Genomic DNA, 25352 nt, shown 5'->3' with positions numbered 1-25352 from the left:
TAAAAAATGTCTAGAAAACATAGTGCACCTATAAGAAAAGTGCTAGCAGACCCAGTTTTTAATTCTGTATTAGTTACTAAATTAATTAACACAATTATGCTTGACGGTAAAAAATCATTAGCACAAGATATCTTATATTCAGCATTTAACTTAGTTAAAGAAAAAACACAAAAAGACCCAATGGAAGTATTCCAAGCTGCAATTGACAATGTTACTCCTCAATTAGAAGTTAGAACCAGAAGAATTGGTGGTACAAACTACCAAGTTCCTACTGAAGTTTCTGCTAGAAGAAAACAAACACTAGCTCTTAGATGATTAGTTCAGTATGCTCGTCTAAGAAATGAAAAAACAATGGATGTTAGATTAGCTAACGAAATTATTGATGCATCAAACAAAACAGGTGGAGCTATCAAAAAACGTGAAGACACACACAAAATGGCTGAAGCTAACCGTGCCTTTGCTCACTTTAGATGATAGTTTTATAAATTATTTTACTTTAGGAATTTATGGCTAGACAATATAAATTAGAAGATTACCGTAACATCGGTATTATGGCTCACATTGATGCTGGTAAAACAACAACTACTGAAAGAATTTTATTACATACAGGTAAAATTCACAAAATTGGTGAAACACATGATGGCGCTTCACAAATGGACTGAATGGCTCAAGAACAAGAACGTGGGATAACAATTACTTCTGCTGCTACAACAGCATTTTGAAAAGGCAAAAGAATTAATATTATTGACACTCCAGGCCACGTTGACTTTACTGTTGAAGTTGAGCGTTCATTACGTGTTTTAGACGGTGCTGTTACTGTGCTAGATGCACAATCTGGTGTTGAACCACAAACTGAAACTGTTTGAAGACAAGCTACAACATACAGAGTTCCAAGACTTATTTATGTTAACAAAATGGATAAAGCTGGTGCAGATTTCTTTGCTTCAGTTAAGTCTGTAAAGACAAGATTGAATGCTAATGCAGTAGCAATTCAAATTCCTATCGGTCAAGAAAGTGATTTCAAAGGTATTGTTGACCTTGTGGAAATGAAAGCTTATGAATACGATGGAAAACCTGAAGAAAATGCTAAGGAAATTGAAATTCCATTTGATTTACAAGCTTTAGCAAAAGAAAAAAGACAAGAATTAATCGAAGCTGTTGCAACATATGACGAAGAGTTCATGATGAAAGTTTTAGACGGTGTTGAACCTACTTTAGATGAACTTAAAGCAATGATTCGTAAAGCAACTTTAACTTCTGAATTTTTCCCTGCAGTTTGTGGAACAAGCTTTAAAAACAAAGGTGTTAAGAAAATGATTGATGCCGTTGTTGACTATCTTCCATCACCACTAGATATTCCTGCAGCAAAAGCACATAAAGGCGAAAATGAAGAAGTTGACGTTCCTGCAACTGATGACTATCCTTTTACAGGTTTAGCATTCAAGGTTATGACTGACCCATTTGTTGGTTCATTAACATTCATTAGACTTTATGCTGGTACTTTACAAAAAGGTAGTTATGTATATAACTCAACTAAAGGCACCAAAGAAAGAATTGGTCGTCTAATTTTAATGCATGCTAACTCACGTAGTGAAATTGACGAAGCTAATGCAGGTGATATAGTTGCTGCTGTTGGTCTTAAAGGTACAACAACAGGTGATACATTAATCGCTGAAAAAGCTCCTGAAATTGTTTTAGAAAGAATGGTTTTCCCTGAACCAGTTATTTCACAAGCACTAGAACCTGAATCAAAAGATGCTATGGAAAAATTAGCTTTAGGTTTACAAAAATTAGCTGCGGAAGACCCTACATTTAGAACCTACACTGATGAAGAAACAGGTCAGACAATTATTGCAGGTATGGGTGAGTTACACTTAGACATTATTGTTGACCGTTTAAAGAGAGAACATGGTGTTAAAGCTAAAGTTGGTGCTCCTCAAGTTTCATACCGTGAAACAATTACAAAGAGTGCTGATGTTGAAGGCAAACACATTAAGCAATCTGGTGGTAAAGGTCAATATGGTCATGTTTGAATTAAATTTGAACCTAATCCAGACAAAGGTTTTGAATTTGTTGACAAGATTGTTGGTGGTAAGATACCTAAAGAATACATTAAGCCAATTCAAAAAGGTTTAGAAGACAAAATGGCTAGTGGTATATTAGCTGGATATCCAATGATTGACATTAAGGCTACATTATTTGATGGTTCATACCACGATGTCGATTCATCTGAATTAGCCTATAAAATAGCCGCATCTAAAGCTTTGACCAAAGCTAAAGATTTAGTTGGAACAGTTCTACTAGAACCTATTATGGACGTTTCAGTTATCATTCCTGATGATTACTATGGTGATGTAATGGGCGACATTACTCGTCGTAGAGGTCAAATTCAAGAAAGTGAATTAAGAAATGATGGTGCTCACATTTTACGTTGTTTAACACCACTTAGCGAAATGTTTGGTTATGCTACTGACTTACGTAGTATGACAGCTGGCCGTGGTAATTACCAAATGCAATTCCACCACTATGAAAAATGTCCTAAAAATATAGCTGATGAAATTATTAAAAAACGTAATATTCAGCTTAAAGACGAAGATTAATTATTTAAAAAGCACTCTAATTCGGAGTGTTTTTTATGCATTTACAAGCTTAATAAATGAAACAATTCATATCTAAGTTTTCAAATATTCTAAAGTTGTTTAGAATTTATACATATAAATTTTTTTTGAAAATTTATATTAATTAAAGGTAGGGATTATGAAGCGAAAATTTATTTTAGGTCTAGGAACTGTATCTACTTTAGCAGCTATTCCAACGATTGCAGCTACTTGTGAAGTTTCTTCACCAAAAAGAGTTGCAGAAGCTAGAGCAGTTTATGAATATGCTTTTGGGGAATTTAATAAAGCAGTTAATGCTGATATTAAAGAATTAGTTGAAAAGAAAAAAGCTATTAATGCTAAGGATATCTCAAAAGAGCAAAAGCAAAAATTAATAGCTGAAAAAGATGCATGGGTCAAGACCAGAACTCCTATTTTACAGGGCTTAAGGAAAAAAGCCAACGATGAGTTTAAGAATTTAAAAAGGGCTCAAAAGAACTTTGGAACACAAGTTGTTAAGATTGTTCACACTAATGATGAACATGGCCGTTTAGTGTTTGATGATGGTAAATTTAATAACTATTCAGGCATGCAAGGGCTAGCTGAAATTTTAAATAAAGACTTTGACAGAGACTTATTGCTTTCAGCTGGTGACTTAATTCAAGGTCTTCCTTTATCAGATTCAGACAAAGGTTTAACTATTTCAAAAGTTGCTAAAGAAATGAATTACCAAGCAGTAGCTATCGGTAACCATGAATTTGACTATGGCTTAGAACACATGTTTAACATCGAAAGAGAAACTGCTGGAATGCCATTTTTATCAGCTAATATAGTTTGAAATGAAAAAGCTGTTAGTGAAAAAATTAAGACAAAAGATGGCAAATTAGCTGTCAAAGGCGAAAAAGTATTTACTCCATACATTATTAAAACATTAGATTCAGGCATCAAAGTAGGCATTATGGGTATTACTACTCCTGATACTCAATGAACAAGTAATCCTAAGAACTCAGTGCATGTTACTTTCCTAGATCCAATTGAATCAGGTAAGAAAACTGTTGAGGAACTCAAATCTAAAGGCGTTAATTTCATAGTTGCTCTAACTCACTTAGGAGTTAATAGACCTGATACAAGATGAGATTCAAGAGAGTTTACTAAAAATGTTGATGGTGTTGACTTAGTACTTGATGGTCACTCACACACAAGAGTCGATATTGAACGTAAAGATGAAGAAAAAGGATTTTTAACTCAGGCAGAGTGTTACACAAGATACTTAAGCGAACTAGATTTAGTTGTTGATACTAAAACTGGAAAAGTTAGCGAAGTTAAACAACACTTAAGAACAATTGAGTACACTGAATTACTTGGCGGCAAGGAAAATTCAATCCAATCTATTAAAGACATGATTGGCAAACTAAAAGAAAAATTTGACGCTGTTAATGATAAAGTTGTATTTAAATCAAGTGTTGAATTTAAACATACTGAAGAAGTTAAGATTAAGCCAGGAAATGGCCAAAGAGAAATTCCAATTTGAAGAGGTAGAGCTCAACAAACTAATTTAGGTACTTTTGCTGCTGACGCTGCTGTTTATGACTTTATTGAAAATAATCCTAACGTTAATGGACAAGTTGTTCAATTTAACGAAGATAATGTAATTGGATTAGTAAATGGCGGTGGTTTGCGTCAAGATACTCAATCTGGAGATATTAAGAGAGCTGATCTTTTAGGAATTTCACCTTTTGGTAACAGAATTGCTGCTGTTCAAGTAAAAGGAAGCGTTTTACTTGAAGCTATGAAGCACGGAGCTTCAAAAGTGTTCTCTGGAGCATATGCTCAATATTCACATAATGTTACTGCTAAAATAAATTATAAAGACACCAAAAACGACAAATTTATTTATGAATTAGACGAAAACAGTGTAATGATAAATAATAAAAAAGTTGAAAAAGATAAAGATTATTACATTGTCACAAACGACTTTATTTTAATTGGCGGCGACGGCTATGAAATGCTTGACTATGTTAAACACCCTGAAAAGGCTAAGAGTGTATTCGAAGGCGGGGACATTTTAGAAAGCTATATTAAGTTTGGTCAATTAATTACTGGAACTGCAGATCAGTCATCAACAAATCCTTTTGGAAAACGTAAGATAGATGATTATAAAGAAGTTTCACCAAAGAATATTGAAGTAAAACACACCAAGTAACAAAAAGTAAAAAAGCAGGACGCCCTGCTTTTTGTTTATGGCTGTTTTATAGTACTATTCGAATAAAACAGTATATCCTACTGGAGAGTGGTCTGAAATTCCACTTCTGATATAGCCATAGTCTGATCCATAAGTTTTTCTTGATGATGATTTAACAAAATTCATTCAGTCATTCAGTGAATTTATATTTTTGTAAAGAAATACATTATTAACAAAGTCGTATAACTTAAATATTTTTGGATTGTTATATTTAAGATTTGAACGATGAATTATTTTGTCATATGAATTAGCATATTTGTTCAGTGATGCGCTAAGTGAAGTATTGTTTGCGCTTGTGGGTTCAAAAACATTTTTGTAAATTGGGTTTTTAGCAATTCAACTAAAAGCCTCATTATGATTACTTGCTTTTATGTTGGTATCACCAGCAAAAAATAAGTCTTCATTTTCGCCATCTATTCCATTAAAATAGTCAAATACGTATTGAAGGTTATGAGCTTCATTTAATTCTGATGAGCCAGCGCCTCTAGAAGCAACCTCAGCTGTTGATTTTTTAACTCCAGGACTGTCAAAGTGATCTATTATGTAAGTAAAGTCATTGTTTTTTAATTTGTTGTTTAGGATTCTAAATTTCATTCCAAATGGCGGTCTTGAATAGTGTTTTACTCCACCACCAAAAGGAGTTTCATTAAACTCTGGGTTGTCTTTTTTGTATATTTTTCCAATAGAACCATCATTAAATTGAATTGGTTCCAATTTATTTGTTTTATACAAAAATCCTGCAAATTCACTTTCATCATGCTTTTTATAGCTAGGATTAGAAAGATATTTGTCTGAAACTCTGTAAGCTCATCTGTCAAGTGATGAGATCTTTTTGCTTTGTTCATTTAAAAGCTTTATTAACTCATCTAAATGGTTATTATTGCTCCCCTTTAATTCGACTAATCCAACTAAATCATAGTGTTGTTGGGCAATTACTGAAGCTAAAGCTTGAGTTTTAAAGTATGCTGAACTAAGAGATGATGGTGAATAATTTAAAACATTTCAAAAACCAATATTTATATCTTTGTATGCGCCAGATTTAGCAACATTAAGTCCGCCTGATATATTATCATTTTGTGCCTTATTTATAGGGGCATTGGCCGAATTTGAAATAGTTATTTTTGAACTATCACTATCGCCAAAAGGTATAAAACAAGACACTGTAGTGCTTAAAGATCCTGCAGCAGTTAGTATCCCTGCTGATGTATAAATTCACTTTACTTTTTTCATAGCAATTTAATTATATCCTCCATAATTTAACTATTAGATTAAGTGCAAATTATATGGAAATTGGTCTAAATTTCTTATAATAGAATTATTGTTTCACATGAAAGGTCACAAAATGTCAAAGTATTATTTAACAAATAGAGACGAAAAGATGTTATTAATAGCACAATATGAAGAATTGGATAAGTGTGATAAATATAATTTTTTAAGCAAGCGTTATGGTGCAATTACTGAATTTCATAATGAAAATGTTGCATATATTTATTTAACAAGTAAGTTAGAAAGCTATGATGACTTGGTTGAAGTAATAGATAAAAATATTATTGGCAGAAAAAGAGAATATCAAATTGATATTAACTCTTTTGCTAAAAAAATGTTCAGCGTTGAAGATGTTATCAAGGCATTTTATTCAAGAATTATATTTTATGAAGCTTCATTATTTAATCTTAAGAAATCAGTAGCAGCTAAAAGCAATTTCACATTTTTATTTAATGACGAAACATATGCAGAGTTAGCGCACAAATTTGAAGTTATTGCAAATAACAGAAACAAGTGCAGAAACTTACAAGTTATGCCCGAAAATTACTGTAATTCAGTCTCATTGGCGAATTTTATAGTAGATGATTTTGCTAATACAAAGAATGTAAAAGTTACAGTTTTAGATAAAAGCAAGATTCAAGAATTAGGTATGAATTTGCTTTTATCAGTTAATAAAGGTTCAACTCATGAAGCTAGAGTTGTTGTGCTTGAATATAATGGTAATCCTGATTCTGATGAAAAAATTGTACTTGTTGGAAAAGGTATAACATTTGATACTGGAGGCGTAAATACTAAAGGATATCATATGGAAGGTATGAAGTATGATATGTCTGGTTCTGTAATTGTAGCTTATGCCTTAAAATCTTTAGCTGAGCTTAATGTTAAGAAAAATGTTGCTGCAGTTATGTGTATAACTGATAACAGAACAAATGGGGACGCATCGTTACCTGAAAATGTTTATAAGTCAATGTCTGGGCTATCTGTAGAAGTTACTGACACTGATGCCGAAGGAAGATTAGTTTTAGCTGATGGAATATTTTATGGGGCAAAAGTGCTTAAAGCAACTTGCTTAGTTGATGTTGCTACTCTAACAGGAGCAATTTTAAGCGCTTTAGGCAAAAGTTATTCTGGAATATGATCAACTGATGACAATAACTGAAGTATATTTGAAAAAGCAGCTAAAATAGCTAAAGAAAAAGTTTGAAGAATGCCATTGCATGATGATTTTCATGAGCCTAATAAAGCAAGCATAGTGGCAGACTTAAATAACTATAATAACGATGAATTATCTGATTCAAACACAGCAGCAATGTTTCTAAAACAGTTTACAAATAATGTTCCTTTTATACATTGTGATGTAGCAGGAACAGCTGATTCAAAAGGCAAACCACTCGGAGTTTTAGTTGACACATTAGTTGAATTTGTTATTCAAAAATAACTAGTATAAAATAAAGATTTTACCAATGATCCTGTTTTATAGGATAATTAAAAAATGAATGTTCAGACATTCATTTTTTTACTTAGTGAAACAATCTAATTTATTCATATCTAAAAAGGATTAATCATGCTGATAAATAAGTAAATATGTTTCTATTATTTTTATTTACCATCATTATGTAGGTAGCTTTTGCAAAATATAAAATTATTAATAATAATGGACTAATGATTGCTGGCGCTGAATAAATAAAAACCCAATGCATTAATTTTAAATTTGTTCCTGCAGTAGTAGTTATAATAAGGAATAAAAAGCTAGAAATTCATGTTATGCATAGCCACAAGTAGTTAGCTAAATTGCCATTGATAACGGTGTATTGAGATTTTTTATTGTATATAAGTGGAATTAGATTATCAATTATCAAGAATTTAATAATTAAACTAATAGAGAAAACCAAATTAATTCCGTACAAAATTGCATCTGGATAATTATTATTAAAATCTGAAGTATAACGTATAACTTGTAGACTTGCAAAATTCACAAACATAATAATTATGTATGTTAAGTATCAGAACCAATCAACTCAAAATTGAGCAATTAATAATGAAGAAATTTTTTTGTTTTCTACACATGATTCTTTTATATGCTTAGCTAAGCAATATTTTTTTGAATTTTCAAAATCATTTGCATCTACTATTAGCTTGCTTATTGTTGGTAGTATGAATAATAAGTGAATAACACAAAATAAAATTATGAGCACAATCTTAATTGCTGAATAAGCAAACATACTTTGAATAAAATCAATTTTAATACCGCCTGAATTAGTGTCAAAATACTGTATGTAATCAATTGATTGAAGAACTAAATCGACTATAAAAAAAGCAAATATGGTAATTAGTGGTAAAAGCGTAAAAGCAATCGCAACATTTCGTTTCTTACTAGATTTTAACTGAAACAAGGTTCATAAACTTGATTGCATGGACAAGTTTAAATTATGCATTATCTACTCCCCCTTTCAAAATCCTCGACATCAATATTTTGACCATTTTGCATAAAATAGCTCTTATCAGCCAATGAAGGTTTTTTGTTAATAGGCGATAAAGCTATTAATGATAAACTTCAATATAACGAGCTATCCATAATAACTTGCGACTCATTAGGTCATCCAAAGTGAACTAGAGTTTTTCTTCCGTTATCAAAATACCCATAAACAACAACTGCATGTATACTTCTAGTACCCTTGCTATCGACAGGAATTGAACCCATAACTAGACATGGCTGGTCAGAATCTATCCATGCTCATGGCCTAATTGCTCCAGCTTCTCTGTAGTGAACATATATAGGAGATTTTCTATTATTATCATTTAGTAATCTTTCAATAGCACCTGCAAGAACACCACCTGATGTTGCAAACCAATTACTATTGTATTTTTCTCATAAATCATGTACAAGTTCTTTGCTAAATTCAGGAGCTGTTGGATATCCCAATTCATCTTTTTCTTTATCAGAAGTAGTTGGCTTTGTCATATACTTAGTTTTCTGTTCATCAGATAATGTATCTTGTGACAAAAATAGTTGGCTGTATTGCAAAAGTATTGATGAAGCAATATAATGACAAAGACCACGATCTAATCAGTCATCATATCCATAATCACGAGGAGTAGTGTAGCCAAATCCATTGAATAGGGTTTTAAATCATCATGAGTGTGACACCTCTTTGTCAGCATGTATTATTTTTTTATTATCGTTATGATCTTTATTGACAAAATCAGGAATATATGTTCCTAAGGAAGGAAAACCATTCGAATCATTTGTAATTTTCCCTGATGATAATGATTTTTTAGTATTTAATAAACTATGATTGTTCAATGTTTTAAAAACATTAGTAGGATTTTTGCTTAAGTTTTTATAAAGAGGATTATCATTATGAAACTTGAAGTCTTTTTCGATTTCGAAGAAATCACCAGTATATAAATTTAATGAATATTTCTTAATTTTATCCAGTTTTGATATTTTGCGTTCTTTAGATTCTATGTTTATTATTAATGAATCAAAATTTTTCAAAGAAAATACAGCGCACCCTAATGGATTATACTCAACATACACCATTGGATTGCCCATAGTGTCAGTGAAAAATTTAATTTTTGCAACCTTAAAATCAGTTGTCTTATCATATTTGAAAATTTCTAATTCAAAATATTTTATTAATTTCGAAATATCTAAATTTGAATATTGAGTAATTTTGTTTTGTTCATCCACAGAAATAAACAAATCGTTAATTTTATCAATATATTGTGTTTCAGAATAGTTAAAATTATACATAATTTCCCCCTCTCCATAATTTAATTATATTAAATTATTCATGCCAAAATTTAGGACGCAAAGATAAACAATAATTTTTTGCAAATTTTGAAATATTTATGGAACTGTTTCATATTTTGGTTTTTGATGATATCAATTTATGTTTTTTTGTTTAACAAATAATCAACAAAAAATATTTTGTAAAACATATTTTTAGTATAAAATAATATTGCTTATGCAAATGTAGTTCAATGGTAGAACACCAGCTTGCCATGCTGGATACGGGGGTTCAATTCCCCTCATTTGCTCCATATATTTCTAAATACCGTAAAGTACTGTAAAACAACATTTTGTTTTAAAAAATGAGCCTCTAACAAGCTCATTTTTTTTACGCTTTTATTATTTATCTTCAATTGCGCTAATACCAGGTAATTCTAAGCCTTGTAAAAATTCTAATGAAGCACCACCACCTGTTGAAACATGAGAGAATTTATCTTCCATACCTAATTTTTGAACCGCAGCAACACTGTCGCCGCCACCAACTACTGAATAGCATGAATCTAATTCTGATATAGCCTTAGCTATTTCTAGTGTTCCAGCACTAAAATTATTAAATTCAGCCACACCCATTGGGCCATTTCAAACAACGGTTTTAGCTCCTGCTAAGGCTTCTTTAAATAGTGCTATTGATTTAGGACCAATGTCTAATCCCATTTGATCTTCAGGAATATTTAGCTCACAGTAAACAGGCTCAACGTCTGCATATTCTTTAGCACATGCATTATCAACTGGAAGAACAACTTTTGTGCTATTTTTTTCCAAAAAGTCTTTGGCAAAAGGCAAGAAGTCATCCTCACAAATTGATGTACCAATAGTGTAGCCAAGTGCTTTTTTAAAGGTATAAGCCATACCGCCACCAATTATCATCTTATCAACAAGTGGAATTAAGTGTTCTAAAACTTTAATTTTGTCACTAACTTTAGCACCACCAATAATTGCCACATATGGATGTGAAGGGGCTTCAATTGCTTTTGTAAGTGATTCAATTTCTTTTTGCATTAAGTAGCCAACAACTGAGTGCTTAATGTGGCTGGAAATGCCGACATTAGATGCATGCGCTCTGTGAGCTGTACCAAAAGCATCATTAACAAAAATATCTCCTAATGAGGCTCAATATTTACCTAATTCAGGATTATTTTTGCTTTCAGCTTTCTCGTTAATGTCTTCATAACGAGTATTTTGCATCAAAATAACATCGCCATTATGCAAGCTGTTAATAGCATTTTCTAATTCAATGCCTCTTGTCGAATCCACAAATAAAACAGGCTTATTCAACAATTTTGCTAGCTCAACTGAAACAGGAAATAAATCATTTTTTGCCATATCTTCAGCACTTTTAATTCTGCCTAAGTGTGACATTAAAATTAATTTACCACCTTCATTAATTATTTTTTTAATTGTAGGTATTGCTGCAACTATTCTTTTATTTGAAGTAATAACTCCATTCTTAATTGGCACATTAAAGTCTGCCCTCATTAAGACTTTTTTACCCATAAACTTGATATCATCAATACTTTTTTTCATATTTGTCCTTTTAATAATGAATGATCATTAATATTATTATAAATTTTATTTTGCGCTTTAGTCTTACTATGAACACTAATATGAAATTAATTTAAGAAACAAAATGCACTAGAGAGCTTATAAGTCTGTTTCATAGTTATAATCAACTTATAGTTTAATCAACAGATAATATATAATTATATTCAATACTAAATATTAAGATTAAGGATTAACAATAGCTATGGACATAAATAAATATATTTCTAAATACTTCCATAAAACAAATGAAATATTAAAAACAGAAAACCCAGATAACATAATAACATTGCAGTTTTTTCAAAGAAGAGATAATGCACTGCTTGCTGGGATGGAAGAGGCATTAGAGTTTTTAGAAAAGCACACAGATACATCTAAGTATAAGATTAGATATCTTAAAGACGGATCAATAATTAATAAGTTTGAGACAGCACTAGAATTAACAGGACACTATCAAGATTTTGGCATTTACGAAGGCATTATTGATGGAATTTTAACAAGAAGCACATCAATAGCAACTAATGCATATGAATGTGTTAAGGCTGCTAATGGCAAGGAAATTATATTTATGGGCGACAGAGCGGATCATTATATGATGCAGGTAATTGCTGGCAAAGCTGTTTCAGTAGCTGGCGTAAGTGCAATGTCAACTGATGCTCAAAATGTTAATCCTTCGCACTCATCTTTTGGTTCAGTGCCACACATTTTGATCCAAAACTTTGCGGGCAATACTGCTAAAGCAATGGCAGCATATGCAAAGACTTGACCTGAAGATCAAATTATTTCACTAGTTGATTACCACAATAATGTAATTGAGCAGTCATTAGAATCATTTAAAGAATTAGGCAAACATCTTTATGGTGTAAGAGTTGACACTTCAAAGAATATGAAAGATAAAATGTTTGATAACGAGCCTGATAATAAAGAATATTATGGCGTCAACATTGAGATGATTAAAAGACTAAGACAAGCTTTAGATAAAGCGGGGGCTAAGGATGTTAAAATCATTGTTTCATCAGGCTTTAGTGCAGAAAAAATTAGAAAATTTGAAGAAGCAAATGCACCTGTTGATTCATATGGAGTTGGTCAAGCAATGTTTAAATTTGAGTGCTTTTTCTCAGCTGATGCAGTTTTACTAAACGGAAAGAATGAAGCTAAAGAAGGCAGAATGTACCGCCCTAATAGCAAATTGATTGACTATAATTAGCTTATAGTACTATAAAACAGCCATTTTTGGAAAAGCGGCTGTCTTTTTATTTTGTGCCAAACAAAACAGTTGTAAATTATTAAAAGCATAAGAGGCATATTATTAAGTATAATATTAATATTAAGATAAAAAATATTAGAAACTAATACTCATATATAGGAGATTATATGGCTTATAAAAAACCTCAGATTTCTAATGAAATTGTGCGTTATGTTGGTGAGATTTCAACTACTGTTGGTGGCTATAAAAAAGAGTTAAATCTTATTTCATGAAATGGTGGAGAAGCTAAATACGATATTAGAGACTGAAATAATGATCACTCACGTTCAAGTAAGGGAATCACATTAACTTTAGAAGAGTTGAAAAACCTAAGAGATTTACTTGTTACTGAATTAGCTGATAAATAAATTTATGATTCTTTATATTTAATTTTTCCTTCATAAGGAATATTTTGTTTTTCTAATAAAAAAGGAGAGGTATGCTTAAATTACAAAAAGCAATAGCTAAAGATTTAGATGATATATTTAGCTTCTTAAATAATGATAAGTTACTTAATTTCTTTTTTATTGGTGACATCAAAACATTTGGCCTTGATGCTAAATTTATGCCTGTGTTTGTTCATAAAGATGAAAATGATAAGGTTAATTGTGTTATTTTAATTTACTATGAAACACTTTTAATTTACGATCCTTTTAATTTAATAACAACTGAACAATTAGAGATAATTGTTAAAGAACACAACATTAGAACAATTAATATTAGCGACAAAATTTTTAGCCATTATGCTTCATATTTTGAAAAGAATAGCAAAATCTATGAAGTAAATCATCAGGAATTAGCTTACTGTGATAAAAGTATTAATGATCTAGATTTATCTGAAGTGAAAATGGCTATGTATGATGATTTAGCACCAATTGTTGAATCAAGAATGCAAATTGATGAATTTAAGTCACTAGTTTCAAGTTATCAAAAAGAGTTGGAGAGTTACCAAAACTCCTATAAAAAAGGCATTTTAAGCCCATTTATTATTAAAGAAGATAATAAGGTAGTTGCTAATGCACTTGTTGCCATTAAAACAGATGATTCGGTTTTAATAGGCGGAGTTTATTGTTTAAATGAATATAGAAACAAAGGGTATGCTACTAAAGCAGTGGCTGCTTTAACAAATCATATTATCAACAATGAAAAAAAGACTGCAATGCTTTTTTATCATAATCCTGCTGCAGGAAGAATTTATCATAGAATAGGTTTTATACCTTGCGGTAATTTATATACAATTTCAGTTGTCAAATAAGTAGCAATTAAAGAAAAAGAGGTAGACATGCTTAATTTTTTAGAAAATAGAATACAAAAGTCTATTAAAAAAATGGCTAGCAAAACTGTTGTTAGTGAAGAAGATATTTTAGGTGTAACTAGAGACATCAAAATGGCCTTGTTGGAAGCTGATGTTAACTTAAAGGTAGTTAAAGATTTTGTGGCTAATGTAAAAGAAAAAGCACTTAGTGCTAATTTAGTTGGAACACTTAATGCTGAACAAACAATGATTAAAATTGTGCACAATGAGCTAGTTGATATTTTAGGCAAGGAAGTTAGACCGGTTGAAATTACAAAAAAGCCATATATTATTATGATGACAGGGCTACAAGGTAGTGGTAAAACCACTGCTTGTGCCAAAATTGCTTATTTTCTAAAGAAAAAGAACCAAGTTGAAAAACCTCTTTTAGTTGCTGCTGATATTTACCGTCCTGCTGCTGTACAACAATTAGTGACACTAGCTAAAGGTATACGGGTTGATTATTTTGAAAAAGGTACTAATTTTTCTGCACAAGAAATAGTTAAAGAAGCCTTAGCTTTTGCAAAAGAAAACAAAAATGATCTCATCATCATTGATACTGCTGGTCGTTTGAGTATTGATGAAGCTTTAATGAATGAATTATGAGAGTTAAAAAACATTAGTGAACCACAAGAAATCTTTTTTGTAGCGGATGCTCTTAGTGGTCAAGATATTATTAATGTTGCAAGTACTTTTAATGATAGACTAAAGTTAACTGGCTCAGTTATAACTAAGTTGGATTCAGATGCACGTGGTGGTGCTGCACTTAGTCTTTCTAAAGTTTTATCATTGCCAATAAGATTTATCGGTACTGGTGAAAAAATTAGTAATTTAGATTTATTCTACCCTGATAGAATGGCTGATAGAATTTTAGGCATGGGCGATGTTATGAGCTTAATTGAAAAAGCTGAAGAAGTTATTGACCCATCAATGGCTAATAATATGGTGGCTAAATTGTTGCGGGGAAATTTTACAATTGATGATTTAATGAACAATTTAATGCAGATTAAAAAACTTGGAAAAATGAGCAAAATTTTAAAAATGATTCCTGGTTTGGCTAACAAAATTAACCCTGAAAAAATTGAAGAAGCTGAAAGAAAATTAGCAATTTATGAAATATTAATTAGCTCAATGACACTTAAAGAAAGAAAAAATCCCAAATTGCTCAAACAAGCTTCAAGAAAGAAAAGAATTATGGAAGGTTCAGGTAGAAGCGCTCAAGAGTATAATAAGCTCCTCAATGACTTTGACCAGATGTCAAAAAACATGACCGAGATGGCTAAAAGAGTAAAGAGCGGAGACTTCTCTGAGCTTAATAAATTAGGTTTTGGTTCTGGTGGATTTTAATATATAATAGGTAAACAATGAAAGCAGTTAATAATTTTCTAGTTCCTAGACTATTTAGTGAAAACTATATTGAAGGCACTTTGGCTTTTAAAAACAACCATGGTGCTCTTTTGTCACAATCTATTTACTGATCTTTTGTAGCAGCAACATTTGTTGCTTCATTATTAATAAGCTTATTTAGGCGCATAATCAAGGAAGATTATGCAAGAACAACAAAGATAATGTTTATGCCAAAAGTGCTATTTTGAAGGCTTTTTGGGATACTGTCATTATTAGGAATATTAGCACGAACAGGAATTGTTATATATACTGATTACCAATTTAAATTTGAAGTATTACCACTTCATTTTTGTAGGCTTATGGTTATTTTCTTGTCTGTGGCAATGATTATCAATAGGCCAGATTTAATTAAATACTTTGGATTTTTAAGCGTTTTTGGTGCAATTTCTGCTCTATTTGTGCCATCTATGGGCGAATATTCAGGTGCTGATAGCTTCTGATTCTGAGATTATTTACTACTTCATGTTTATTCATTTATTGTTCCATTTATTCTATTTGCTATTTCAAAATTTGAATACACATTCAAAACAACAGTTGAAACAACCGCATTCTTTGTTGTGCTTTGTTTAGTAATGTTTGGTTTAAATTTTGTGCTTGATACATATGCAAAAGATCCAAGCTGAAAATCAAATTATTGATACTTAGGTCTTAACGAAAATAATGATTTATATGAAAAGCTTGGTAAAGTAGTGGCTTGACCAACTCACATCTTGCTTTTCATTTTCTTAGGCATTGTATTAACAGTATTATTTGTTGCATTTTGAGCACTTTTTGACAAATTACATATTGTCAAAGAAGAAGGCAAAATTAAAGCTTACACCACTCGTTCTGAGTTTTGAGCAAATTATAAAGAGTCAATGAAGCAATTTTTCAAAAGAGATAGAAAATCTAAAAAAGATGAATTTGCTACCAGCGCAAATTAATTACGTAATTTGCTTATCAATCTTACATTTTAAGATAAAATAATTTTTACTATAAATAGCATATAGAGTTGCGGAGCTTTGCTAGCTATGATGCAAGCCAACCTGCATATTATTGTAAGGTGGACAGCAAGAGATATATTATCTAACATGCTTTATGATAAATTTTCTCCCGCCCTATTTGCATTAATAAATAGGCGGGAGTTTTATTTATGATTAATAATAAAAAAATATTATTCACTAGTGAATCAGTTGGTTTAGGCCATCCTGATAAGATTTGTGACCAAATTAGCGATGCTGTAATTGATGAATTTATCAAGCAAGATCCTTACTCAAGATTAGCAATAGAGACTGTTGCTTCTGGCAATCAAATTTATATAACTGGCGAAGTAGCATCTAATGCCACTGTAGATATAGAAGATGTTGCACTTAAAACAATTTTTAACATTGATAAAGATTATCAAATCAATGTACCGGAAGTTATTTTGAATATTAAAAAACAAAGTGATGATATTGCACAAGGTGTGCTTTTAGATGACGATGAAATTGGTGCAGGAGATCAAGGCATTATGTTTGGCTACGCAACAAATGAAACTCCAGAATATATGCCCCTTGCTATAACTTTAGCACACAGAATCGTGCAAAAGGCTAGTGAATTAATTAAATCAGGTGAATTTAAGCATGCTAAAAGCGATATGAAAAGCCAAGTAACTTTAGACTTGTCAGATGGCAAAACACAAGTAGACACTGTTTTGTTTTCATGTCAGCATGATGAAAATTTTGACGAAAATGCCTTTAAAACAGTCATTAAAGAAAAAATAATTTATCCAATTATGGATGAATATAATATGAATAGGCCAAGCAAAATTTTAATTAATCCAACTGGCAGATTTGTAATTGGTGGGATTGTAGGTGATGCTGGCTTAACTGGCAGAAAGATAATTGTTGATACATATGGCGGAACCGCACATCATGGTGGTGGTGCTTTTAGTGGCAAGGATGCTACCAAAGTTGATCGTTCTGCTGCATATGCATGCCGTTGAATAGCTAAAAATTTAGTTGCTGCTAATGTTGCTGATAAACTTGAAATACAAGTGTCATATGCTATAGGTGTTGCCGAACCTGTTTCAATTTTTGTTGACACATTTGGAACAAACAAAGTGCCTAATGAATCAATTATTGATGCTATAAACGCTATTTTTGATTTAAGACCAAGAGCCATAATTCACGAATTAGGACTAAGAAAGCCTATTTACAAAAATACAGCTTGCTTTGGTCATTTCGGCCGTAAAGACATTATGTTTCCTTGAGAAAACTTAGACAAAGTTGATGAAATTAAAGCATATTTTGGCATAAAATAAATGCAAAATATTATGCAGACTAAAACATTATGGTAAAATAGAAAAATCACCATATTAAAAGGGGTCACAAGCATGCGTAAAATTGTTAGAGTTAAGAATAAATTACGTGCTGAAAAAAGATTACACAAATTACAATTAGAACAAGCACGTGACAAAAGAAGAGCTGAAAGAGCAGCTGCTGAACAAGCTAAATAATCATTCCAAAAAGTAAAAAATCAAGCAAACAGCTGCTTGATTTTTAATTCACGATTTAGTTTAATTTTACCTTTAGCTCTATAAAACAGTTAGATAATAAAATTTCATTATCATTTGCATCTTGTATAAGCAGTCTATAAGCCGCTTTGTTTTTTTCAAAATCTATTTCGTCAAGAACTGAGATAAGTGGAATTAATTGATTATTTTCATTATGAATTGATGAATCATATGTTTTTTTATTGAGTTTAAAAACAAGTGTGACAGCATCTCTAAAAATATTTAAGCTAGCGTTAGTAAATTCAACTCTAGTAGATATGCCTGTATCAGGTTCTTTAAAAGTGTATGCTTTTGTTTCTAGTTCATCAGGACTTTTATAAATTTCATATTCAGCATCAACTTCAGCTTCAACCTTTATGTCTTCAGCATTTGGTTGCTTGACTAATGAAGTAAATATTAGTTTCATTGTGAAAGTCTTTTTAAAATTATGTCTTTGCCAAATAAATAAATTGATTTAGCTAATTCTGGACCATGTTCAATGTAGGTTGTTGCTAGCCGAATAGGCATAAACAAATTTTTGCCTTTTTTGCCTGTTTTAAGGGCTACTTGATCAATTGCTTCTTGAATTTGACTGATTGTAAAATCCTTATTTTGCAACTCATTTTTAAAGGCAAGCACAACCTCAAGGTCAGCTTGAGTTAAACTTGGAGCAGTTTCTGAAGGCTTATCATAGTTTTCTTTTTCAACTAGTAGCTGCTTAAGCGCAAATACACTTTGTTTAAAGGTATCAACAAATAAATTGGTTCATTCATCATTATTTAAATTTAGCTGATTAATAATTAATTCATTATCCATATTTTTAATATATTGTTTTGAGAATCATTGCATTTTCTTAATGTCAAATTTTGAAGGAGACTTACTTAATCTAGAAGGGTCAAATTTAGTAATAATTTCTTCATGACTCATTACTTCTGAATTATCAGCACTTGTTCAGCCTAAAAGAGATAAAAAGTTAAAAATAGCATGCGAATCATAGCCATCATTTTTATAATCTTCAATAAATTGCTTTAATGAAGTATCTCTTTTTGAAAGTTTTTTACCTTCCATATTAGTTATAACTGTAAGGTGTCCAAATTCAGGAGCTGTTCAGCCAAGCGCTTTGTAAATTGAAAGCTGTCTGGGAGTGTTAGTAATATGTTCTTCACCTCTTAAAACATGAGTTATTTCCATATCAAAGTCATCAACTACTACAGCAAAATTATATGTAGGATAGCCATCTGATTTTTGAATAACTCAGTCACCAATATCATTAGAATCAAAGCTAATTTTGCCTCTGACAATGTCATTTCATTCATAAACAACATTTTTAGGCATGCTAAATCTTATTGAGTATTCACCGGCCTTATCTCTTTTTTGTTTTTCCTCTTCGCTAATTTTAAGCCAGTTTTTGTCATATCTAAAGGAAGCAATTCCCTTTTTTTCAGCTTCAGAATGCTGCATTTCTAATTCTTCAGAAGTGTCATATGCTTTGTAGGCAAAACCTTTTTGCACTAATTCATTGGCAATCTGTCTGTATCTTTCTAATTTTTCACTTTGTCTATATTTGCCATATTTTTCATTAGGATTTAGTGGGCTTTCATCAGGAATTATTCCTAACCATTTTAAGTTTTCTAACTGACTTCTTTCTCCATCAGCTACATTTCTTTTAACATCAGTATCTTCTAGTCTAAAAACAAAAGTTCCACTGTAGTGTTTAGCAAATAGATAGCAAAAAAGAGCAGTTCTAGCACCGCCTATATGTAAGTATCCAGTTGGACTAGGAGCATATCTAGTTCTAACTTTATTCATAAATAATTCTCCATTTTGTTAAAAAATAAACTTATAAGTTTATAAGGTTGATTTAAAAAACTAATCGCTATTAGTTTATTATTCCTAAATAATATATTTAATATTATAAGCATTTTAATTTGCAGTTTTTAAAATTATCAAACAATAAAAAATGATTAAGATATAAAAATATTTCCATACTTTTTGAGTATGGCATATTTTTTGTATATTAATATCAGTTAGATGGGATTGTATAATTGTATTAGTTGGTATATTTTCGCCATTTTTAGTATTAGTTTTCCCAAGGATAATAAATGACCAAAAAACCTATTTTATTGATGTTAACACCTATTTTGATACCATCATTAGCAATTAGTTGCACTAATGGACAGTCTAATAGTAACAAAGATATTCCAAAAATAATTAATAATCCTAAGATTCCTGGAAATATACCTGGAACGCAAGATAGCTCAAGCTCTAGTAATAAAGATAATCAACATAAAAGCAATAATTCTGATACTAATACAACTCCTAATAATGAAGCACAAAAAGTTAAAATTAGCTATGTTGATAATAATAAAGTTGTTAAGGAAATTGAGCACACTAAAGGTGAAGTATTAAAGCTTTTTTCTTTAATGGAATTTACTAAAGAAAAACATAAGTTAGTTGGTTATTATTTAGATAATAAGTTTGCTAATGAGTTGCCACATGATTTCAAGCCTATTGCTGATACTAAAATATTCTTAAAATATGAAAAAATCGAAAACACTGTTTTTGTTGAAAAAGACTATAAATTAGTATCTTTAGTCGCTTTAAACCTAAAAAATCAAAGTGTTAAGATTGCTAAACATAATGATATTGATTATATTGATTTAGATCAATTTGTTGAGTTAGCTAAAGATGTGCTTGCGATTAATGATTCAGGAATTAAAGATGCATTATATAACGGAAAATTATATAAATTAAAAAGGTCGCTTAAAGTTGAGAAAACAAATAATAGTTTTACCTTGAAGTCTGTAAAACAATATATTTCGTCAAATAATGAAAGAGAAAATATCACTAAAGAAAGTTATATTAAATTTGATTATCTTAAGCAAGAAATAACTGTTTCTGGGTTCGATTTCTTTGATTCAGTTAAGCCATATCAGCCTGAAGCTAAACTAGAATTTTATGAGGATTCAAACAACAAGTTCACTGAATTTAAGATAGATTTACAAAAGTATAAAATTGACATACTTAGTAAAAATGACAAGCTATATTTGCCATTTGTGATGCTTAATCAATTAATATTAGGCGAGTCAGAAAATCAACTTTATTTTAACGGTGATAAAGTATACATTTTTGAGTTTAATCAGGTTCATGATCATAATAACAATGACAGTAAGATGAAGTTACTTTCAAATGCTAAGGATGAACCAATTCCCCTTAATTATAGGGATTTTGAGTATAACTACTTGTTATTTTTATTAGATACTTTTTATCCAATAAAGCCTCAAGGCAATAGTTCATATAATGATTTTTTAAAGCAATATAAGAATGATATTTTAAGCGATGACAACATAACACACTTTATGGCACTCAATTACATTATTTATGATCTAGATGATATTCATACTAAAGTATTGCTTTGAGGTCATCAGTATGTAAGCAATTTAGAAAAACAAATAGAAGTGCGTGATAGTGATGAATTAAAGGAAAGAAGAAAAAGATTCAAGCAATATGAAAGTGAGTTGTTACGTATTGAAGAGCGCCATAATTTAAATGAGGCAACTGTTAGGTATACAAAAGATAATCAAACTGCAATAATAAAAATTGATATCTTAACTCGTTATACAACCGATGGACTTAAAAAGCAGCTACTAGAAGCAAAAGATAAAGGAGCCAAAAACATTATTTTTGATTTAACTCTAAATCGTGGTGGCTCAGTGCAAGCTACTTGAGAAATTTTAGGATACTTAACAAATCAAAAGTTTAAATACAACAAGTTTTATCCTTTGACTAAAGATAAAACTATAACAAATATAAAGTCTGAAGTCTGACAACCTGAATTTAATTTCAAATACTTTATTTTAAATTCTCCTATAAATTACTCAGCTGGAAATATGTTTGCAGCCGTTGCCAAGAATAACAATTTGGCTAAAATTATAGGGTATAAGTCAGCTGGTGGAGCATCTGAAGTTAGAATAAGTGTTTTACCTACTGGCACAATTATTAGAAGAAGTGGCAACTATACTTTATGTAATTTGGGCTTTAATAGTTATGAATTTGGCGTTGAACCTGATATTGAATTTGATAAGAAAAATGACGAATATGATTTAGAAAAGCTGTTTGATCTTGAATATATTGAACAAGTAGTTAATAAGAGCAACAATTAAAAAGAAAAGGAGTAGCAATTATCATGAAAATTAGAAAACTAAAACATATATTTTTAGCATCTTGCACTGCTACTCCTTTTGTAGGGATTTCAGCAGCTGTTAATAATAACAATAATGAAGCAATAAGCTCACAATTAAAAGAATTTCCTTTAATTCCTTTAGCAAAAGAATTAAATCACCAGCCTGAAGATAAAAAAGCCAAAATGTATTTACATAATGATGTAGCGTATATAGGAATAAAAGAGTTTTTAGATGCTGTTTCTAGTGTTATTAAAAGAGAAAATATTGACTATAATTTTGATGGCAACAAAGTTGTATTAACCTATAAAACAGGCAAAGACGATAAAAGCAAGTTTACAGTTTCAATTGACTACGACAAGAAAAAAATAGTTGTTTCTAACTACAAAATTTTTACATCTATATTAAAAAAGCATGAGCGTGGAGAAGAGAAATTAGATATTGAATTTTTAGGGTCTGAAAACAAAAATTCAACTGAAGAATTTGAATACGATCTTAATAAATATGATATTGATATTCTTAAAGACAAAAATGATTTATACCTGCCACAAATTTTATTAAATCAAATCCTTTTAAATGAATCAAACATTCAAACATATTTTAATGGTGCGGCGCTAAATTTATTTAGATTTGTTGAGTCTTTATCTGGATCAGGGTCTTTTTATCTCAAGCAATCAACAAAGAACAATGAAAAATCAATTCCTAAAGGTTTAAAAGAGTTTCAATTCAAATATTTTTCGTTTTTACTTGATCATTATTATGGAATTAAATTTGGCGAAAATGAGAAATTCAATGAATCATATAAAGGTTTTATAGAGACATATAAAAGTGAAATCACACATGATAATAGTGACATTCATTATTTATCAACTAGAAAAATTATTAATGATTTAGACGATTCTCATTCAGCTTATATTTTAGATGGGTATTATTTAAAACACAATGAAGTAATAAAGCATCCTATTAAAGTTAATAAAAGGGTAACTGACAGACTCAAGCTAGGTGAAGAATTAGGAAAGCTTTATTTTAAAAATAACATAGAGTATCAAAATCTTTATACCCCTGATGGCAAGACAGCAGTAATTTCATTTAGAGCATTTGAAGAAAAAAGCGCAACATACATTGAAAAATCATTAAAAGAAGCTAAAGAAAAAGGCGTTAGAAATGTTATTTTCAATATTACTCATAATGGTGGCAGTTATATTGGCGCAGCCTATGAAATTATGGGCTTTTTAACTGATAAACCATTTAATGTATGGACTCATAATCCTTTAACTGGAGAAAATAAAATTGAAACAATAAAGTCCAAGAAAACAAAATATAATTTTAATTATTTTGTGCTTACGGCTCCTTTTTCATTTAGCGCAGGCAATATTTTCCCACAGTTAGTAAGAGATAATAATTTAGGCAAAGTTATAGGATATAACACTTTTGGTGGCTCTTCAGCAATTGATTATTACATTTTACCAACTGGCGATATTATTCAGCTTAGCAGTAACACTGTTTTTACCGATAAGGACTTTAAAACAAATGAATTTGGCATAAATCCAGATTATCCTTTTAAAGAAAATATTGAAACCGGTGCCAAGAATTTATATGATTTAGAATACTTGCAAAAGTTTGTTAACGAAATAAATAAAGAAAATAATATTGAGCCGAATAAACCTATAAATAAGCCAAATTCTATACCTTGGAAACCATTAGAACCTAAAAAGCCAGTGCCATTACCTGCTCCAAAGCCGCATAATACTCCTGATTTTAATTCTGATAATGACAATATAATGATCATAATACCTGATAGTGGTTTTACTCCCAATAATGTAGAAAAGCCACAAGGAAGAGGCAAAAAAGCAGGTGTAATTGCTGGTATTTCAGTCGGAGTAGCATCAGGTGTTGCTGCCTTATCTTCAATGTCATATTTCTTAGTTAAGAAATTTAAGAAGTAAAATGAATAAAAACGAACTAAGAAAATTAATGATTACTAAGCGCAAATTGCTTACACCTGAATACAAAACAAAGGCTAATTCGGCTATCAGTGCTAATGTTATTGACTTTATAAATAAAAACGGATTTAGACAAATCTGTATTTATTTGTCAACAAAATATGAAGCTGATACAGGCAAAATAATAGAATGGTGTTTGCATAATAATATAAAGGTTTATGTTCCTAAAGTATTAGAAAACAACAAAATGGTTATGACTTTAATTGACAATAAGGCTGATTATCAATTAAATTTATTTAATATTAATGAATCTAAGTCTGATATTTTATGTAACATTGAAGAAATTGATTGCATTTTCACACCTTTAGTAGCTTTTGATAATTCTTTAAACAGAATCGGCATGGGAAAAGGATTTTATGATCGCTTTTTTAGTGAAAATAATGGTAACTATTTAAAAGTAGGGATATGTTTTGATGAACAAAAAGTTGAAAAAGTTGAAATTGACGACACTGATCAAAGTCTTGATTTTGTTATTACCGAGAGAAATATTTATGAGCAGGTTAATTAGCTTATCTGATACATAGATTGACTAAAATGTCTGTTTTATAGAATTAAAAAACCAAGCACAAAGCTTAGTTTATCCATTATTTGAAAGATACTAGATTAAGCCAGATAGCTTTTTATTTGGAGAGCTAATAAATATTTCTATATTTATACATGAACACTCTTTCATTTCCTTCGTTTATTCATTGTTAAAACCTCTACTTAGCAGGTTTTTTAGTAGGTTCATATTTAAAAATATCTCTTGACCAAACATCATAAATGTAATTTGATGCTTTCACTGCATCTAAGTCACTTTTTGAACTCTTGTCATCTTTTGTTTTAGGTTCATATTTGTAAATATCTCTAGCTCAAATATCATAGATGTAAGTTGATGCTCTTACACCTTCTAAGTCAGATTCTGTTGTGTCTGTTCTTTTTGCCGTTTCATTAGCAGGTGCAGTTGATCCTAAATTGTTTGTTGTTTCAGCAGGCAAAGAGTTAGCCATGTTTTCTTTATCGGTTTTATCATTTTCAGTATTTTCTAATTTCGGTTGTTCAACTACTTTTTTAGAATCTTCTTTTTTAGCTGGCTCTTTAATTTCTTTTTCAGCTTCTTTTGTTTTGCCATCACATGATGCAGCTATCATTGGGAAAGAACTAGCAAAAACTAAGCCCCCCCCCCTATTAACATTAATTTTCTTTTCATTGTTAGTCCTTTACAAATTAAAATAAGAAAAATATTACACAAGATGAAAAATATCAAATCAATATTAATGTCTAAATTTA

General features: G+C 30.5%; 20 protein-coding genes, 1 tRNA gene and 1 pseudogene. 15 read left to right on the top strand and 7 right to left on the bottom strand.

The window, feature by feature from the left end; genetic code table 4:
• Positions 1 to 6 precede the first annotated feature (6 nt).
• From rpsG to MAGB_RS01145, 3 genes are all read left to right on the top strand, one after another.
• Positions 7 to 477, top strand: a complete 471-nt coding sequence (rpsG, locus tag MAGB_RS01155) for a 30S ribosomal protein S7 (RefSeq protein ID WP_004024000.1) — start codon at positions 7 to 9, stop codon at positions 475 to 477.
• A 29-nt stretch (positions 478 to 506) separates the two neighbouring features.
• Entirely contained in the window at positions 507 to 2600 is a 2094-nt protein-coding gene (gene fusA / locus MAGB_RS01150; protein ID WP_004023999.1) for an elongation factor G, read from the top strand.
• 157 nt (positions 2601 to 2757) lie between these two features.
• Positions 2758 to 4800, top strand: coding sequence for a 5'-nucleotidase C-terminal domain-containing protein (locus tag MAGB_RS01145; RefSeq protein ID WP_004023998.1), 2043 nt, complete (start codon positions 2758 to 2760; stop codon positions 4798 to 4800).
• A gap of 54 nt (positions 4801 to 4854) precedes the next feature.
• Here the strand turns inward: MAGB_RS01145 and mnuA are convergent, their stop codons facing one another.
• A complete protein-coding gene (gene mnuA / locus MAGB_RS01140) occupies positions 4855 to 6069 on the bottom strand; it encodes a membrane nuclease MnuA (RefSeq protein ID WP_004023997.1) in 1215 nt (404 codons plus the stop codon).
• Positions 6070 to 6181: 112 nt separating this feature from the next.
• Between mnuA and MAGB_RS01135 the strand changes: the two genes are divergently transcribed.
• Complete coding sequence (locus tag MAGB_RS01135; RefSeq protein WP_004023996.1) at positions 6182 to 7543, top strand: M17 family metallopeptidase; 1362 nt, start codon at positions 6182 to 6184, stop codon at positions 7541 to 7543.
• A gap of 100 nt (positions 7544 to 7643) precedes the next feature.
• Here the strand turns inward: MAGB_RS01135 and MAGB_RS01130 are convergent, their stop codons facing one another.
• The gene (locus tag MAGB_RS01130) at positions 7644 to 8540 is read right to left on the bottom strand and encodes a hypothetical protein (RefSeq protein WP_004023995.1); all 897 of its coding nucleotides are present in this window, start codon (positions 8538 to 8540) and stop codon (positions 7644 to 7646) included.
• A complete protein-coding gene (locus MAGB_RS01125) occupies positions 8540 to 9862 on the bottom strand; it encodes a putative cysteine peptidase (protein WP_004023994.1) in 1323 nt (440 codons plus the stop codon). Before MAGB_RS01125 ends, MAGB_RS01130 begins: the two co-directional genes overlap by 1 nt.
• Before the next feature lie 216 nt (positions 9863 to 10078).
• Here MAGB_RS01125 and MAGB_RS01120 point away from each other — a divergent pair.
• Positions 10079 to 10152: transfer RNA gene (locus MAGB_RS01120), tRNA-Gly, on the top strand.
• A gap of 88 nt (positions 10153 to 10240) precedes the next feature.
• Here MAGB_RS01120 and MAGB_RS01115 read toward each other — a convergent pair.
• Positions 10241 to 11425 carry a phosphoglycerate kinase gene (locus MAGB_RS01115; protein WP_004023993.1) on the bottom strand — a complete coding sequence of 395 codons (1185 nt, stop codon included), beginning with the start codon at positions 11423 to 11425 and terminating at the stop codon, positions 10241 to 10243.
• A gap of 220 nt (positions 11426 to 11645) precedes the next feature.
• Here MAGB_RS01115 and MAGB_RS01110 point away from each other — a divergent pair, with 220 nt between their 5' ends.
• The 7 genes from MAGB_RS01110 (at position 11646) to MAGB_RS04535 (ending at position 17863) form a co-directional block, all read left to right on the top strand.
• Positions 11646 to 12647: a nicotinate phosphoribosyltransferase gene (locus MAGB_RS01110; RefSeq protein WP_004023992.1), complete on the top strand. Its 1002-nt coding sequence runs from the start codon at positions 11646 to 11648 to the stop codon at positions 12645 to 12647.
• 167 nt (positions 12648 to 12814) lie between these two features.
• The gene (locus MAGB_RS01105) at positions 12815 to 13054 is read left to right on the top strand and encodes a YdbC family protein (protein WP_004023991.1); all 240 of its coding nucleotides are present in this window, start codon (positions 12815 to 12817) and stop codon (positions 13052 to 13054) included.
• Positions 13055 to 13125: 71 nt separating this feature from the next.
• Entirely contained in the window at positions 13126 to 13941 is an 816-nt protein-coding gene (locus tag MAGB_RS01100) for a GNAT family N-acetyltransferase (RefSeq protein ID WP_004023990.1), read from the top strand.
• A gap of 27 nt (positions 13942 to 13968) precedes the next feature.
• Positions 13969 to 15327 carry a signal recognition particle protein gene (ffh, locus tag MAGB_RS01095; protein WP_004023989.1) on the top strand — a complete coding sequence of 453 codons (1359 nt, stop codon included), beginning with the start codon at positions 13969 to 13971 and terminating at the stop codon, positions 15325 to 15327.
• A 17-nt stretch (positions 15328 to 15344) separates the two neighbouring features.
• Positions 15345 to 16310, top strand: a complete 966-nt coding sequence (locus tag MAGB_RS01090; RefSeq protein WP_004023988.1) for a YwaF family protein — start codon at positions 15345 to 15347, stop codon at positions 16308 to 16310.
• 209 nt (positions 16311 to 16519) lie between these two features.
• Positions 16520 to 17668 carry a methionine adenosyltransferase gene (metK, locus tag MAGB_RS01085; RefSeq protein WP_004023987.1) on the top strand — a complete coding sequence of 383 codons (1149 nt, stop codon included), beginning with the start codon at positions 16520 to 16522 and terminating at the stop codon, positions 17666 to 17668.
• Positions 17669 to 17740: 72 nt separating this feature from the next.
• Positions 17741 to 17863 carry a hypothetical protein gene (locus MAGB_RS04535; protein WP_013456350.1) on the top strand — a complete coding sequence of 41 codons (123 nt, stop codon included), beginning with the start codon at positions 17741 to 17743 and terminating at the stop codon, positions 17861 to 17863.
• Positions 17864 to 17918: 55 nt separating this feature from the next.
• Here MAGB_RS04535 and MAGB_RS01075 read toward each other — a convergent pair whose 3' ends face one another.
• Both MAGB_RS01075 and gltX read right to left on the bottom strand, forming a co-directional pair.
• Positions 17919 to 18326: a hypothetical protein gene (locus MAGB_RS01075; RefSeq protein ID WP_004023986.1), complete on the bottom strand. Its 408-nt coding sequence runs from the start codon at positions 18324 to 18326 to the stop codon at positions 17919 to 17921.
• The gene (gene gltX / locus MAGB_RS01070) at positions 18317 to 19708 is read right to left on the bottom strand and encodes a glutamate--tRNA ligase (protein WP_004023985.1); all 1392 of its coding nucleotides are present in this window, start codon (positions 19706 to 19708) and stop codon (positions 18317 to 18319) included. The genes MAGB_RS01075 and gltX overlap by 10 nt, the downstream gene beginning before the upstream one ends.
• Before the next feature lie 293 nt (positions 19709 to 20001).
• Here gltX and MAGB_RS01065 point away from each other — a divergent pair, with 293 nt between their 5' ends.
• Genes MAGB_RS01065 through MAGB_RS01055 form a run of 3 tightly spaced genes read left to right on the top strand, consistent with a single transcriptional unit; the run spans position 20002 to position 24591 of the window.
• Entirely contained in the window at positions 20002 to 22062 is a 2061-nt protein-coding gene (locus MAGB_RS01065) for a S41 family peptidase (protein ID WP_004023984.1), read from the top strand.
• Positions 22063 to 22085: 23 nt separating this feature from the next.
• Positions 22086 to 24026, top strand: a complete 1941-nt coding sequence (locus tag MAGB_RS01060; protein ID WP_004023983.1) for a S41 family peptidase — start codon at positions 22086 to 22088, stop codon at positions 24024 to 24026.
• 1 nt (position 24027) lies between these two features.
• On the top strand, positions 24028 to 24591 hold the full coding sequence (locus MAGB_RS01055; protein ID WP_004023982.1) for a 5-formyltetrahydrofolate cyclo-ligase: 564 nt from the start codon (positions 24028 to 24030) through the stop codon (positions 24589 to 24591).
• A 205-nt stretch (positions 24592 to 24796) separates the two neighbouring features.
• On the opposite strand, the pseudogene MAGB_RS01050 reads toward MAGB_RS01055, so the two are convergent.
• Positions 24797 to 25272 (bottom strand): annotated as a pseudogene (locus tag MAGB_RS01050) (variable surface lipoprotein); the annotation flags it as partial.
• Positions 25273 to 25352 lie beyond the last annotated feature (80 nt).

Origin of the sequence: Mycoplasmopsis agalactiae 14628 (assembly GCF_000266865.1) — a bacterium.
Lineage (GTDB): Bacteria > Bacillota_I > Bacilli_A > Mycoplasmatales > Metamycoplasmataceae > Mycoplasmopsis > Mycoplasmopsis agalactiae_A.
Note: the sequence above shows the minus strand (reverse complement) of the source record. Positions and strands in the feature narration are given on the sequence as shown.